Annotated in this window: 12 protein-coding genes; 3 read left to right on the top strand and 9 right to left on the bottom strand. The window is 72.2% G+C overall.

The window, feature by feature from the left end; genetic code table 11:
- Positions 1 to 28: 28 nt before the first annotated feature.
- The 7 genes from ACWEVP_RS09835 to ACWEVP_RS09805 all read right to left on the bottom strand — a co-directional run bounded on the left by ACWEVP_RS09835 (position 29) and on the right by ACWEVP_RS09805 (position 8454).
- The gene (locus tag ACWEVP_RS09835; protein ID WP_400901008.1) at positions 29 to 1561 is read right to left on the bottom strand and encodes a bifunctional uroporphyrinogen-III C-methyltransferase/uroporphyrinogen-III synthase; all 1533 of its coding nucleotides are present in this window, start codon (positions 1559 to 1561) and stop codon (positions 29 to 31) included.
- An 87-nt stretch (positions 1562 to 1648) separates the two neighbouring features.
- A complete protein-coding gene (gene hemC / locus ACWEVP_RS09830) occupies positions 1649 to 2578 on the bottom strand; it encodes a hydroxymethylbilane synthase (RefSeq protein ID WP_452062197.1) in 930 nt (309 codons plus the stop codon).
- Positions 2579 to 2598: 20 nt separating this feature from the next.
- On the bottom strand, positions 2599 to 3906 hold the full coding sequence (locus tag ACWEVP_RS09825) for a glutamyl-tRNA reductase (protein WP_452062196.1): 1308 nt from the start codon (positions 3904 to 3906) through the stop codon (positions 2599 to 2601).
- Positions 3903 to 4826: a redox-sensing transcriptional repressor Rex gene (locus tag ACWEVP_RS09820; protein ID WP_452062195.1), complete on the bottom strand. Its 924-nt coding sequence runs from the start codon at positions 4824 to 4826 to the stop codon at positions 3903 to 3905. The genes ACWEVP_RS09825 and ACWEVP_RS09820 overlap by 4 nt, the downstream gene beginning before the upstream one ends.
- A 252-nt stretch (positions 4827 to 5078) precedes the next feature.
- Entirely contained in the window at positions 5079 to 6635 is a 1557-nt protein-coding gene (locus tag ACWEVP_RS09815) for a molybdopterin-dependent oxidoreductase (RefSeq protein ID WP_452062194.1), read from the bottom strand.
- A gap of 57 nt (positions 6636 to 6692) precedes the next feature.
- Complete coding sequence (locus tag ACWEVP_RS09810; RefSeq protein ID WP_452062193.1) at positions 6693 to 6932, bottom strand: glutaredoxin family protein; 240 nt, start codon at positions 6930 to 6932, stop codon at positions 6693 to 6695.
- Between the two features lie 10 nt (positions 6933 to 6942).
- Entirely contained in the window at positions 6943 to 8454 is a 1512-nt protein-coding gene (locus ACWEVP_RS09805) for a long-chain-fatty-acid--CoA ligase (RefSeq protein ID WP_452062192.1), read from the bottom strand.
- A gap of 314 nt (positions 8455 to 8768) precedes the next feature.
- Here ACWEVP_RS09805 and ACWEVP_RS09800 point away from each other — a divergent pair, with 314 nt between their 5' ends.
- From ACWEVP_RS09800 to ACWEVP_RS09790, 3 genes are all read left to right on the top strand, one after another.
- The gene (locus ACWEVP_RS09800) at positions 8769 to 9461 is read left to right on the top strand and encodes a sigma-70 family RNA polymerase sigma factor (RefSeq protein ID WP_452062191.1); all 693 of its coding nucleotides are present in this window, start codon (positions 8769 to 8771) and stop codon (positions 9459 to 9461) included.
- A gap of 115 nt (positions 9462 to 9576) precedes the next feature.
- Positions 9577 to 10632, top strand: a complete 1056-nt coding sequence (locus ACWEVP_RS09795; protein WP_452062190.1) for a DUF5667 domain-containing protein — start codon at positions 9577 to 9579, stop codon at positions 10630 to 10632.
- A 62-nt stretch (positions 10633 to 10694) separates the two neighbouring features.
- Positions 10695 to 11597, top strand: coding sequence for an HAD family hydrolase (locus ACWEVP_RS09790; RefSeq protein WP_452062189.1), 903 nt, complete (start codon positions 10695 to 10697; stop codon positions 11595 to 11597).
- Positions 11598 to 11605: 8 nt separating this feature from the next.
- On the opposite strand, the gene ACWEVP_RS09785 is transcribed toward ACWEVP_RS09790, so the two are convergent.
- Both ACWEVP_RS09785 and ACWEVP_RS09780 read right to left on the bottom strand, forming a co-directional pair.
- Positions 11606 to 12640 (bottom strand): lysophospholipid acyltransferase family protein, encoded by a 1035-nt coding sequence (locus tag ACWEVP_RS09785; RefSeq protein WP_452062188.1) that lies wholly within the window; start codon positions 12638 to 12640, stop codon positions 11606 to 11608.
- Entirely contained in the window at positions 12637 to 13680 is a 1044-nt protein-coding gene (locus ACWEVP_RS09780; protein WP_452062187.1) for an NAD-dependent epimerase/dehydratase family protein, read from the bottom strand. Before ACWEVP_RS09780 ends, ACWEVP_RS09785 begins: the two co-directional genes overlap by 4 nt.
- Positions 13681 to 13896 lie beyond the last annotated feature (216 nt).

Here is a 13896-nt window from a genome sequence, read left to right as displayed (position 1 = left end):
ATCGGGGCGGCCTTCGATGTTCACGAACTCAGGAGCGGCGGGCCCGCTTCGCCTTGCGCGGCGGCGGCAGCGCACCCTCCGCGCGAAGCCGCGCGGCGTGCTCGGCCAAAGCGTCCACCAGGTGCGGCACGTCCGCCTTCTCCGGCTGGACGTCGACCCGGAGCCCGAACTCCACGGCGGTCTCCGCGGTCTTCGGGCCGATGCACGCGACCAGCGTGCGGGTGTGCGGCTTGCCGGCGATGCCGACCAGGTTCCGCACGGTCGAGGACGAGGTGAAGCAGACCGCGTCGAAACCGCCGGTCTTGATCATCTCGCGGGTCTCGGCGGGCGGCGGGGCGGCCCGGACGGTCCGGTAGGCCGTCACGTCGTCGATCTCCCAGCCGCGGTCGCGCAGGCCGGCCGACAGGGTCTCGGTGGCGATGTCCGCCCGCGGGAGCAGCACGCGGTCGACCGGGTCGAGCACGTCGTCGTACGGCGGGAACTCCGCCAGGAGCCCTTCGGACGACTGCTCGCCGGAGGGGACCAGCTCCGGGATGATGCCGAACGAGCGCACCTTCGCCGCGGTCGACTCACCGACGCAGGCGATCTTCACGCCGGAGAACGCCCGGGCGTCGAGCCCGAACTCCTCGAACTTCTCCCAGACCGCACGGACCGCGTTGGTGGAGGTGAAGACGATCCACTGGTAGCGGCCGTCGACCAGGCCCTTGACCGAACGCTCCATCTGCGCCGGGCTGCGGGGCGGCTCGACCGAGATGGTCGGCACCTCGTGCGACGTCGCGCCGTGGCCGCGCAGGCGCTCGGCCATCTCGCCGGCCTGCTCCTTGGTGCGCGGCACCAGGACCTTCCAGCCGTACAGCGCGCGCGACTCCCACCACGACAGCTTCGAGCGGTGCCCGGCGGCCTGGCCGATCGTGACGATCAGCGGCCCGACGAGCTCGCCCGCGTCGTTGGCGACCTTCTCGAGCGTCGTGTCGAGGGTGCGCTGGGTGTTGATGGTGCCGTTCGCGGTGACCGCGACCGGGGTCGACGCCGGGACGCCGTTGCCGGTCAGCGCCGACGCGGCCTCGGCCAGGTGCGCCGACGTCGCGTGCAGCACCAGCGGGCCGGGGGACGCCGCCAGCGCCGCCCAGTCGACGTCGCCGCGGACGTCGACCTCGGTGTGCGTGCCGCCCAGCGCGACGCCCGCGTACGCCGGAACGGCCGCGCCCGGGGAGACGCCCGGGATGACGTCGAACACGGCGCTCGTGCGCGCGACCGCCTGCACCTCGGCCACCACGGCCGGGGTGGTCAGCGGGTCGCCCGCCACCAGGCGCAGCACCAGCCGGCCGGCCTTGGCCTCGGCGGTCAGGTCCTTGGCGACCTCGGCGGCCTCGCCGACGGCGGGCCGGACCTCGGCGCCCTCGGCGGCCATGGCCAGCACCGCCTGCGGGACGTCGGGGTCGGTCACCACGACCTCGGCCTTGGTCAGCAGCTCCTGGGCACGGACCGTGAGCAGGCCGGCGTCGCCGGGGCCGGAGCCCACGAACGCTACGCGCCCGGTGGTCTTTCGCGCGGGGGTCATCTGTGCGTTTCTCCTCTTGCGGCGGCCGTGCGGGATCGCACGGACGCAGGTCTCCTACACGTCTTTTCCGAAGCGCTCGCGAGAGCGCTACTGAGCGGGGCCGGAGAGGGCTCCGGCTCCGAGGTCCAGCAGCTCGGCGGCCAGGTCCTTGCCCAGCTGGGCGGCCTGGTCCTTGTCGGCGAGCGCGGAGGCCCGGACCATGTCCACCGCGCCGTTCTCGCCGTCGACCGCGGCGGTGCCGCGCAGCGAGATCCGTTCCACGACCTTGCCCTCGGCGTCGAGATCTTCGACGATCTCGGCGAGCGCGCCCACCGGCGCGCTGCACCCCGCCTCGAGCGCGGCCAGCAGGGCCCGCTCGGCCGTCACCGCGACCCGCGTGCCCTCGTCGTCCACTGTGGACGCGAGCAGCTGCTCGATGTCCACGTCCGCGGACCGGCACTCCACCGCCAGCGCGCCCTGGGCGGGCGCCGGCAGCATCTGGATCGGGTCGAGGGTCTCGGTGATCGCCTCGACCAGACCGACCCTGGCCAGTCCGGCACGCGCGAGCACCACGGCGTCGAGCTCGCCGTCGGTCACCTTGCGCATGCGGGTGTCGATATTGCCGCGAATCGGCACGATTTCCAAACCGAGACCCAGCGCGCGCAGCTGCGCGGTCCGCCGGGCGGCGCCCGTGCCGACCGTCGAGCCCGGCGGCAGCTCGCCCAGAGTCAGCCCGTCACGCGCGATCAGCGCGTCCCGCGGGTCTTCGCGCGGCGGCACGGCGGCGAGCGTGATGCCCGGCTCCGGCGCGGTCGGCAGGTCCTTGTAGGAGTGGACGATGACGTCGACATCGCCGCGCAGCAAGGCTTCCCGCAGCGCGGAGGTGAACACGCCGACACCGATCGTCGCGATCGGCGCCATCGACTTGTCACCGGGAGTGGTCACCTTGACGATCTCGACCTCGACGCCGGTGGCGCGCAGGGCGTCGGCGACGGTCCCGGTCTGGGTGAGCGCGAGCTTCGAACCGCGCGTACCCATGCGAATGACTCTGGTCACTGCTACTTCTTCTCTGGTGGGGGCTTCGGGCTCGCCACCGCGGCGGGTGCCTGCGGGTCGAGGCAGAACAGTTCTCGCAACGCGTTCGCGTAGTCGGTGTCGGCCGTCTCGGCGGCCAGCTGCTTGACCCGCACCGTGGGCGCGTGCAGCAGCTTGTCGACCACCCGGCGGACCGTGCGGCCGACCTCTTCGCGGACGCCCGGCTCCAGTTCGGGCAGGCGGTTGTCCAGCCGGAGCAGCTCGGCGTCGACGACCTCGGCCGCGCGCCGGCGCAACGCCGTCACGGTCGGGGTCACCTCGGCGCTGCGCTGCCCGGCGAGGTAGTCGCGGACCTCGTCGAGGACGATCCCGGTCGCCTTGGCCGTCTGGCGCTCGGTGGTCGGGGTGCCGGCTTCGCGCATCCGGCGCTGGATGGTGGCCAGGTCGACGACGCGCACGTCGGCCAGCTCGCCGACCGCCGGGTCGACGTCGCGGGGCAGGCCGAGGTCGCAGACGACCAGGTCACGGCCGCCGCGCGGCAGCACGTCCTCGGGGCCGAAGACGGCGTCCTGCGCGCCGGTGCAGCAGATCACGACGTCGGCGTCGCGCACGGCGTCGGCGACCCCGGACAGCGGGATCGCACGGGCCGGCACGCCCTGTTCGGTGACGTTCGCGGCGAGCCGGCGGGCGCGGGCGTCGGTGCGGTTGGCCACGGTGATCTCGCCGATCCCGGCCTTGCGCAGCTGCGACGCGCTCAGCGCGCCCATCGAACCGGCGCCGACGATGACGGCGTGCTTGCCGGCGACGTCCCCGGCCGCCGCGAGCGCTTCGGAGACGACCGACGCGCCGAGCTGGTCGAGCCCGGTCTCGGAGTGGACGCGCTTGCCGACGCGCAGCGTGGTCTGGATCAGCTCGTGCAGCGTGCGGCCGACGGTGCCGGCCTCGCGCGCGGTGGCGTAGGCGGACCGGATCTGGCCGAGGATCTGCGTCTCGCCGACGACCATCGAGTCCAGGCCCGAGGTCACCGAGAAGAGGTGCTCGACGGCGGCACCGGCGTAGTGCACGTACAGGCTGTCGTAGAGCTCGGCGGGTTCCATGCCGGCCTGGCGGGACAGCACGTCGGAGACGTCGTTGAGGCCGCCGTGGAAGGTCTCGACGACCGCGTAGACCTCGATCCGGTTGCACGTCGAGACGAGCATGACCTCACTGATGTGGGCGGCCTGCTGCAGCTCGTCGAGCACCTTGCCGATTTCGGGCGCCGGGATCGCGACGCGCTCGAGCGTGCTCAGCTCCGCACTCCGATGCGAAAGCCCGACCGCCAACACGCTCATGAGCGCACCACCATTTCCCGTCCGCCGTCCGGACCCGAACCGTTCCGGCCGCCCTTGCCATTGTCGGACGGCAGGCCGGCACCGGGTAATCCGGAATTGCCCTGATTGCCGGCGGCCGGACCTTCACTGTCCGCGCGGCGGGCCACATGGAACGAGAGTATCTGCAGCTCGACGGCCAAATCCACTTTGCGGACCTCGATGTGAGCAGGAACCTGCAACACGACGGGGGCGAAGTTGAGGATGCACTGGACACCGCCCGCGACCAGGCGGTCACACACCGATTGCGCGGCGGTGGGCGGGGTGGCGATCACGCCGATGGAGATGCCGCGCTCGGCGCAGATCCGCGGGATGTCGTCCATGTGCGACACCGGGAGGCCGCCGACGGGCACGCCGATCAGGTCCGCGTCCAGGTCGAACAGGGCCTCGACCGGGAAGCCGCGCCCCGGGAAGCCGCCGTAGTTGGCCAGCGCGTGCCCGAGGTTGCCGATCCCGACCACGGCCACCTTGTGCTGCCGGGTCAGGCCCAGGATGCGCTCGATCTGGCTGACCAGGACGCTCACTTCGTAGCCGACGCCACGGGTGCCGTACGACCCCAGATAGGAGAGGTCTTTGCGCAATTTCGCGGAATTGACGCCGGCTGCCTGCGAGAGTTCTTCACTCGAAACGGTCGTCGCGCCTTGTTCCGACATTCCGGACAGCACGCGGAGGTAGACGGCGAGGCGGGCGACGGCGGCTTCCGGGATCGACTTCGCCCGGACGGCCTCGGGGGCATCCCCGTTGCGGCCGTTCGCCTCGGCGGGCACGGCGGGCATCTCCGCGGTCGGCGCGTTGTCGGCGTCCGGGGTGTCCTGGCGGCGGGACCGTCGTGGCGGCCGGCCGGCGGAGTCCGCTCCGTCGCGCCTCCCCCGCTGTGTCACCACGCCGTCGTCTCCTGCCCGTTGTGCACCCGGCGGCCATCGCCACGGCCTTGCCGAACTGTGTCTTGACCCAGGGCGCGAGGTCCGGTTCGATGCGGACCGCCCGGGGGCGATGGTCCTACGGTAGACCACTTGTGAACGCGCGCACAAAGTCACTGGTCGGAGGCGGTTCAGGGGTGGCCACGATCATGACGCGGTGTCAGAATCCTTGTCCGCCAGGCACTTCCGAGGTCTCCCGCCGCGACGGGCCGGCGGTCAGCTCGCGTCGAGGCTCACCGAGTGCCAGCCGGTCGCGCCGTCGGGAACCGGGTCCGCGCGGTTCTCCGTCTGCGTGTAGCCGTCCTGGTCGGTCGCCCGGACGAACGCCTGGTGCGTCCCCTTCGGCACGTCCAGCTCGATCCACCACATGCGCCAGGTGTCCTTGCTCACCTCGGCCGACAGCACCGCCGGCTGCCACGCGCCCTGGTCCAGCCGGACCTCGACCTTCGCGATACCGGTGTGCTGCGCCCACGCCGTGCCGGCCAGCCGGACCTTGCCCGCGCTCACCCGCGCGAAGCCGGTCGGGGTGTCGATCCGGGACTCCGTCTTGATCGGCGCCTGCTCGGCCCAGCCGCGGCTGAGCCAGTACGCCTGCCGGTCGTCCCACTTCGCGAACTCCAGCGACTGGACCCACTTCGTCGCGGACACGTACCCGTACAAGCCGGGGATCACGATCCGCGCCGGGAAGCCGTGCTCGATCGGCAGCGGCTCGCCGTTCATGCCGATCGCCAGCATCGCGCCGCGCTGCGGGTCGAGCGCCACGTTCGCCGGGGTGCCGCACGTCCAGCCGTCGACGCTGGTGGCGAACATCTGCTCGGCGCTCGCGTGCACGCCCGCCTCGTCGAGCAGGTCGACGAGGTCGACGCCGAGCCAGGTCGCGTTGGAGATCAGCGGACCGCCGACTTCGTTGGACACGCACGTCAGCGTCACGCGCCGCTCGACCAGCGGCCGGTTGCGGATGTCGGCGTAGGAGAAGGTCACCTCGCGGTCGACCATGCCGTGCACGCGGAGGCTCCAGTCCTCGGTGCGGATCTGCGGGACGACCAGCGCGGTGTCGATGCGGTAGAAGTCGCCGTTCGGCGTGATGAACGGCGGCGAGCCGAGCTTCGCGAAGTCGGCGTCGGCGGGCAACGCCGGCGCGGTCCGCGCGGGGACGAGCGGCCCGACGGCGGCCCGGGAGTCCTCGGCGTTCTTGCTGGTCCCGGTCACCTGGCCGACGACGGCGGCGACCCCGGAGCCCGCCACGACCCCGACGCCGGCCCGCAGGAACTTCCGGCGGTCGAAGCCCCGGTCGTGCCCGACGTCCACCGGCAGCGCGAGCCGGTGCAGCCAGGTGAACACGGCGAGCCCGGCGACGAGCGCGGCGACCGGCGCCAGCAGGGAGACCTGCCCGAGGTCGCTGCGCGTGTACACGGCCGCGACCCCGGCGGCGCCGAGCAGCACGACGAGGATCTGGCCGGCGCGGGGCGTCCGGCGCGAGAGCTGCCCGGCCACCAGCGCGAACAGCACGAGCACGACGGCCAGCCCGATCTTGAGGACCGGCTTGTCCCAGGTGCCCAGCGTCCGCTCGGCCCACTTCACGATCGGAGTCGGGCTGTGGTCGATGACGTAGTTCGCGACCGCGATGAACGGCGAAGCCGTGTAGCCGACGAAGCCGGCGACGAGGTGCCCGACGCCGAGGGCGGCCGCCAGCGCGAGCAGCCCGATGAGGGTCGCGACGGGCAGCGACAGCCGCCGGGGCGCTTCGGGCGGGGCTTCCTGCAGAGTGCTCACGCCTCCATCTTCGGAGCGCGAGCGCCGCGTGGCTGCCCGGAACGGCTTACGAGCGTGTTACGGCTTGAGAGCCTTCCGCAGCCGGTCCTCTTCCACACGCCAGTAGCCGTGCTCGGCGCCGTCGACCAGGATCACCGGGACGCGGTCGCCGTACTCCGCGCGCCACTCCGGATCCGTGTCGACGTCCTCCGCGCGCCAGGAGACCCCGAGCTCGCCGCAGATCCGCGCGACCTCGGCTTCCGCGACCTCGCAGAGGTGGCAGCCGTCGCGGCCCATGACCGTCACTTCGTGCGCCATGTCCTCAGTCCTACCGCAACCGGATCCGCCGCAGCTTGCCGGTCGCCGAATGGGGCAGTGACTCGGCGAACTCGACCGCGTGCGGCACCTTGTACCCCGCGAGGTGGGCCGCGCAGTGGTCGACGACCTGCTGCTCCGACAGCGACGCCCCGGCCGCCGGCACCACGAACGCCTTGACCGCTTCGCCGCTTCGCTCGTCGACGACCCCGACGACGGCGGCCTCGGCCACCTCCGGCAGCTGCCCGATGACCTCCTCGACCTCGCGCGGGAAGACGTTGAAGCCGTTGACGATGATCAGGTCGTTGGCCCGGTCGACCAGGTGCAGGTCGCCGTCGGTGTCGAGGTAGCCGACGTCGCCGGTGCGGAACCAGCCTTCGTCGTCCGGCCCGTGCTCGCCGTCGGGCCAGTAGCCGGAGAACAGGTTGGCGCCGCGGATCGACACCAGCCCGGTCTCGCCCTCGGCTTCGAAGACGTCGTCGACGTCGTCCGGGTCGAGCGGCACGGCCTGGTCGGTGCCGTCGCTGTCGACCAGCCGCAGCTCGACCCCGGGCAGCGGCCGCCCGACCGACCCGGGCTTCGGGTAGCCGGTGACCAGCGTCGACGTCACCACCGGCGCGCATTCGGTGAGCCCGTAGCCCTCGAAGACGTCCAGGCCGGTGGCCTCGCGGATCGCGCCGAGCACCTTCGGGTGCAGCGGCGCCGCGCCCGACGTCATCCGCCGGACGGTGGTCAGCTTCGCGCGCAGCTCGTCGGGGCCGAGCGCGGCGAACTCCGTGTACATCGTCGGGACGCCGGTGATCGTGGTGACGCCGTGCTCGGCGCAGTCGTCCAGCGTGCGCTGCGCCTCGAACCGCTCCGACAGGACCGCGGTCGCGCCGACGCCGACCGCGTGCAGCAGCCCGGGGCCGAGGCCGTAGACGTGGAAGAGCGGGATGGTGATCAGCACGCGGTCGTCGTGCTCCAGCGCGCCCTCGACCTCGCCGATCTGCGCCAGGTTGGCCAGCAGCGCGCGGTGCGACAGCATCACGCCGCGCGGCGGGCCGGTCGTGCCCGACGTGTAGGAGACGACGGCGATGTCCTCCCCGGCCCGGCCGGCATCGACGGATTCGATTGCTCCATCCGGGTCGGATTCCGGAGTGAGACCCGTCACGCCCTCGGGCAGCACCTCTTCCGCGTCGCGCGTGATGACAACCTTGGCACCGCTGTGCCCGAGGAGCTTCTCGAGCTCGGGTCCCGGGGCCTGCGGCGACAGCGGCACGACGATCGCCCCGGCGCGCAAAGCGCCGAAGAACGCGACCACGAAGTCCACCGACGTCGGCAGCCGCAGCGCGACCCGGTCGCCGGGCTCGACGCCCGCGCCCGCGAGCCGCCCGGCCTGCGCCTGGACCGCGGCCTCGACCTGGCGGTAGGTCAGGCCGCGCCCGGTGCCGGTCTCCTGGACGGCCGGGTGGTCCGGCCACGTCGCCGCGGCCCGTGTGAGCAGCCCGCCGACCCCCGACTGCGTCCCCTCTGGAGCACTCACCCGCGATCCACCTCTCCTCGCCCGGCCCAAACCGTTGCAAGTCTGTCATTCGGAGCGACGTCATGGGTGCTGACCGCGAGCGTCGCGTCTGCACAACCCCGGAGCCACTACCTACTTCGCGGTAACTACACGTATGCTGCACTGCGTCGTGGGGGTGGCGGTGATCACCACCACGACCGGAGAGAGGGAGTCGCCGTGACGAACTTGCTTGCCCACGAGGTCGTGGGGCACGCGAGCCGGCCGGCCCCTGCTCGCCGGAGCTCCGGGGGTTCCGTGGCCCGCAGGGCCAGCTTCGCCGCCGGAGGTGCCGCCCGATGACCGTGCCGACCGCCGTGAGCCGCGGGCCCGTCTTCATGTTCGCCGAGCGCGTCTTCGGACGCTCGGCGTCCGTGCCGATGAGCAGGCAGGCGGCCGACGAGGAGCGCGCCGAGGCGGCGAAAGCCGAGGCCTGGGACCTGGTGCGCGCCGCGCAGGACGGCGACACGTCCGCCTTCGGCCGGCTCTACGACCGCTACGTCGACGTCGTCTACCGGTACGTGCTGTTCCGGCTCGGCGACCGCGACCTGGCCGAGGACGTCACCAGCGAGACGTTCCTGCGCGCGCTGCGCCGGATCACGTCGGTGAGCTACCAGGGCCGTGACGTCGGCGCCTGGTTCGTCACGATCGCCCGCAACCTCGTGCTCGACCACGTGAAGTCGAGCCGGTTCCGCCTCGAGGTCGTCACCGACGAGGTGACCGAGCCGGGTTCGGCGCCGTTCAGCGTCGGCGCGAGCGTCCAGGCGGGTCCCGAGCAGGAGGCGATCAGCCGCGCGACCCGCACCGAACTGCTGCGCTGCGTCGCCGAGCTGGGCGACGACCAGCGGGAATGCATCATCCTGCGGTTCCTGCAGGGGCTTTCGGTGGCGGAGACGGCCGAGATCATGAACCGCAACGAGGGCGCGATCAAGGCGCTCCAGCACCGCGCGGTACGCCGTTTGGCACAACTTCTGCCCACGGGATTGCGCTGATCCCGCGAACTTTTCTGCCCGTCGACCGAAACCGGTAACCCTGACGGCTTCTTAATCGTTACTCCTGCCAGGACCGGTGTCAGGACCGGTCCGAGGCCCGAGATGGAGCAGCGCAGTGAGGTTTGCGCGTGAGCGAGCCGAGATCGACCGGTTCGCGCGTGCCCTGGAGCCGTCCCCGGTACGCCGGGACGGTGAGTTCGCCGACGAGCTGGCTCTCGTCGGTGCCCTGCGTGAGCTCGGCGCGGCCGGGGCCCCGGACCTGGAGACCCGGCAGCGGATCCGCGCGGAGATCGCGGGCCGCCTCGAGACGGCGGCGGCCACCCCGCGTCGGAGGTGGCGGCCGCGGACCGCCGACCTGGTGGCCGCCGCGCTTTTCCTGTTCCTCGTCCTGTCCGGGCTGACGCTGATCCTCTCCCGCAACGCGCTCCCGGGTGACGCGCTCTACGGCGTCAAGCGCGCCGGGGAGTCGACGGCGCTGGGCCTGACCTTCGGCGACGAAGCCAAGGCCCGCAAGCACCTGGAGTTCGCGACCAACCGCGTCACCGAGATGGGCGAACTGGCTTCGGAAGGCGCGAGCGACGCCGACTACCGGACGGCTTACGACGACTTCGCGGCCGACCTGAAGGCCGGGGTCGCCCAGATCGCGACCGTGGCGACCAGTGAGGGCGGCGGCGCGCAGGCGTTGTCCGACGTCCGGCTGTGGGCCCGCAACCAGCAGGCGCGGCTCGCGGCGCTCCCGGCCGGCTCGGCGCCGGTGTTCGACGACGTCCGCGACCTGCTCGGCAAGGTCCAGGAGCGCACGAGCGGCCTGGCGGCGCGGATGAACTGCTACCAGATCACCACCGGGACGTCGGACGACCTGGGCCTGATCCCGGCGACCGGCGAATGCACCCAGCGGCCGGCGCCGTCCTCCGGCGGCGAGCCGACGTCGGCCTCGCCCCAGTCGTCGACCGAGAGCACCTCGCCGGTGCCGACGGGCACGCAGCTGCCGCCGTCGGACGCCGCGTCGACGCCGGGCCTGCCCGCGCCGACCGGCGGGGTCACGCCGCCGCCGGTGTACGGCCAGGTGCCGACGACCACACCGCCGCCGGTGACCTCGACCACGCCGTCGCCGCCACTGGTTTCGATCCCGCCGCTGCTCCCGGGTCTGCCACCGATCGTGATCGGCTGAGGTCCGGGCCACACCTGCGACAGCGCCGTGGGCGGCTCGCTACGCTGTGCGAAGGAGACGTCGTGGAGGCGGTGTACGTGTCAGCTTGGCGTGGCAAGGACAAGAGTCAGGAGCTCGAACGGCTCGCCGCGCTGGCGGGCGAGGCGTCGGCCGAGGCCGCCCACGCCCTTTCCGAACCCCCGGCTCCGCCCGCACCGCCGGACCTCACGGCGGCCGCGTTCTTCGACGTCGACAACACGATGATGATGGGCGCGTCGATCTTCTACTTCGCCCGCGGGCTGGCGGCGCGCAAGTTCTTCACGTCGTCGGACCTGGCCGGATTCGTGTGGGGCCAGATCAAGTTCCGCCTCGGCGGCCGCGAGAACAAGGAAGACATCAAGACCCACCGCGAGCGCGCACTGTCCTTTGTGGCCGGACGCACGGTGGCCGAGCTGACGTCGATCAGCGAAGAGATCTACGACGAGCTGATGGCGGACAAGATCTGGTCCGGCACGCGGGCGCTGGCCCAGATGCACCTGGACGCGGGCCAGCGCGTCTGGCTGGTGACGGCGACCCCGATCGAGCTGGCGGCGATCATCTCGCGCCGGCTGGGGCTGACCGGCGCGCTGGGCACGGTGGCCGAAACCCGCGACGGTGTGTACACGGGCCGGCTGGTGGGCGACCTGCTGCACGGCCGGGCGAAGGCGCACGCGGTGCGGGCGCTGGCGTCCCGCGAGGGGCTGAACCTCAAGCGCTGCACGGCGTATTCGGACTCGGCCAACGACATCCCGATGCTGTCGGCGGTGGGCACGGCGGTGGCGGTCAACCCGGACGGCGGCCTGCGCGACGTGGCCCGCGCGCGCGGCTGGGAGATCCGCGACTTCCGGACGGGCCGCAAGGCCGCGAAGATCGGCGTGCCGTCGGTGCTGGGCGCGGGCGCGCTGGCGGGTGCCGTGGCGGCGGGGATGGCCTACCGCCGCCGCTGAGCCCGCAGTCAGCCGCGGAAGACCGACTTGCGCTGGGAAAGCCGCTGGTACAGCGTCTGCTGGATCGACTCGCGCACCTGGTCGGTCAGCTGGAACACCAGCATCGGGTCCTCGACCGCCTCCGGGCCGTACGAGTCCGTCGCGATCGGCGTCCCGAACTCGATGCTCCACTTCGTCGGCAGCGGGATCGCGCCCAGCAGCCCGAGCATCGGGAAGAACGGCGTCACCGGGAAGTACGGCAGCCCCAGCATCCGCGCCAGGACCTTGATGTCGCCCAGCTTCGGGTAGATCTCCTCCGCGCCGATCACCGACACCGGGATGATCGGGACGCCCGCGCGCAGGGCCGCCGACACGAACCCGCCGCGGCCGAAGCGCTGCAGCTTGTACCGGGACGAGAACGGCTTGCCGACCCCCTTGAACCCTTCGGGCCACACGCCGACCAGTTCACCGCCGCGCAGGAGGCGCTCCGCGTCCGCGTTGCAGGCCAGCGTCTGGCCGGACTTGCGGGCGAACGAGCCCACCAGCGGCACCTGGAACACCAGGTCGGCGCCGAGGCCGCGCAGGTGACGGCCGCCCGTTTCGTCGTGGACCGCCACCGCCGTCATCAGCGAGTCGAGCGGGATCGTCCCGGAGTGGTTGGACACAAGCAGCGCGCCGCCTTCGAGCGGCAGGTTCTCGACGCCGTACGTGTCGACGCGGAACCACTTCTTGTACAGCGCGCGCAGCGGCGGCAGGAACACCGCGTCGGTCAGCTCGGCGTCGAAGCCGAACTCGTCGACCGTGTAGTCGCCGGTCAGGCGGTCGCGGAGGAAGCCGAGCGCCGACCGGGCGGCGTCGGAAAGCGGCTCCGGGGCCGCTTCCCGCTCGGCGCCGGGGAAGGCGACGACCGGCGCGTCGGCGCGTGCGGCCTCTTCCTGCCGGGGGCCCGGCTGGGCTTCCGGCTTCTCCCGGCCCGGTCCGTGCAGCGGGATGACCTGCGCCTCGGCACCGCCCACCGTCTCCGCCTCGCTTCCCAAGTCGTCCAACTCGTGCGGTTTGGTCATCGGCTCTGGCCCGTCGCCGCGGCGACGAGCACCTTGCCGGCCAGGCCGGCCAGCTTGCCGCCGTCGAGCACCGGCCTCAAGCCGCGTCCGGCGATGTAGTCGTCGAACGCCTCACGCGTCGTCCACCGCGGGGTGTAGCCGAACTCGTTCTTCAGCTTGGCGATGTCGACGACCCGGCCGAAGTTCAGCAGCCGGACCTGGTCGGCGGAGAAGTCCACGACGCGGGCGCCGCGCAGGACCTTGCCGACCGACGGCACCACGCTCCGCGGCATCGGCAGCTCGACCCGGCCCGCTCGCCGGATCGCCTGCGAGAGGGTGAGTACCCCCTCCGAACCGACGTTGAACACGCCGGGTTTGTCGTCCAGGGTCGCGCGTTCGAGCACGGCCAGCGCGTCCGAAGAGTGCAGCAGCTGGATGCGGGCGTCGTAGCCGAAGACCGTCGGCACGACCGGCAGCGCGAAGTAGCGCGAAAGGACCGTGTCGGTCTCGGGGCCGATGATGTTGGCGAAGCGGAACAGCGTCGTGGTGATGTCGGGGCGGCGCCGCACCAGGCCGCGCACGTAACCCTCCATCTCGACGGCGTCCTTCGCGTACCCGCTGGACGAGGTCGGGATCAGCTCGGAGTCCTCGGTGAACACCGCCTGCGAGCGGGCACCGGCGCCGTAGACCGCCGCCGTCGACTTGACCACCAGCTTCTTGACCAGCGGCGATCGCTGGCACGCGGCGAGCAGCCGCATGGTGCCGATGACGTTGACTTCCTTGATCGCGGTGCGCCGCCCCGGCCCGGCCGGGTGCGCGGTGCAGGACGCGTGCACCACGGTGTCCACTCCGGCCGTGCTGATCACCTTGGCGATCAACGGGTTCCGGATGTCCGCGCGGACGAACTCGGCGTGGCCCATGCGCTGCAGCACCGTCTTGTCCGGCGCCACCGTGTCGACACCGATGACCCGCTCGAAGTCGGGGTTGTTGCCCAGCCGGGCGAGGAGCTTCCCGCCCAGTTCCCCGGCGACCCCGGTGACGAGCACGATGTTCGACGGCATGCGACTCCCTGCGGCGTAGGGCGTGGTGGGGGTGGACGATCACCCGATGTGCGCGGGCCTGCACTCACTGGAAGCATCGCGCGGACGCCCTTGAGATGTTACCGCTCATCAGTGGTAGCTCCGGGCTGTCTTACGTGCTATTAACCGCAACTCCCCCGGAAAGCGACGAACGCCTCACTCGAACGGGGGCCCGGCCCACCACATGGACGTGGCCCG

Source organism: Amycolatopsis sp. NPDC003865 (genome assembly GCF_053605345.1).
This window is presented reverse-complemented; position numbering and strand designations above follow the sequence as displayed.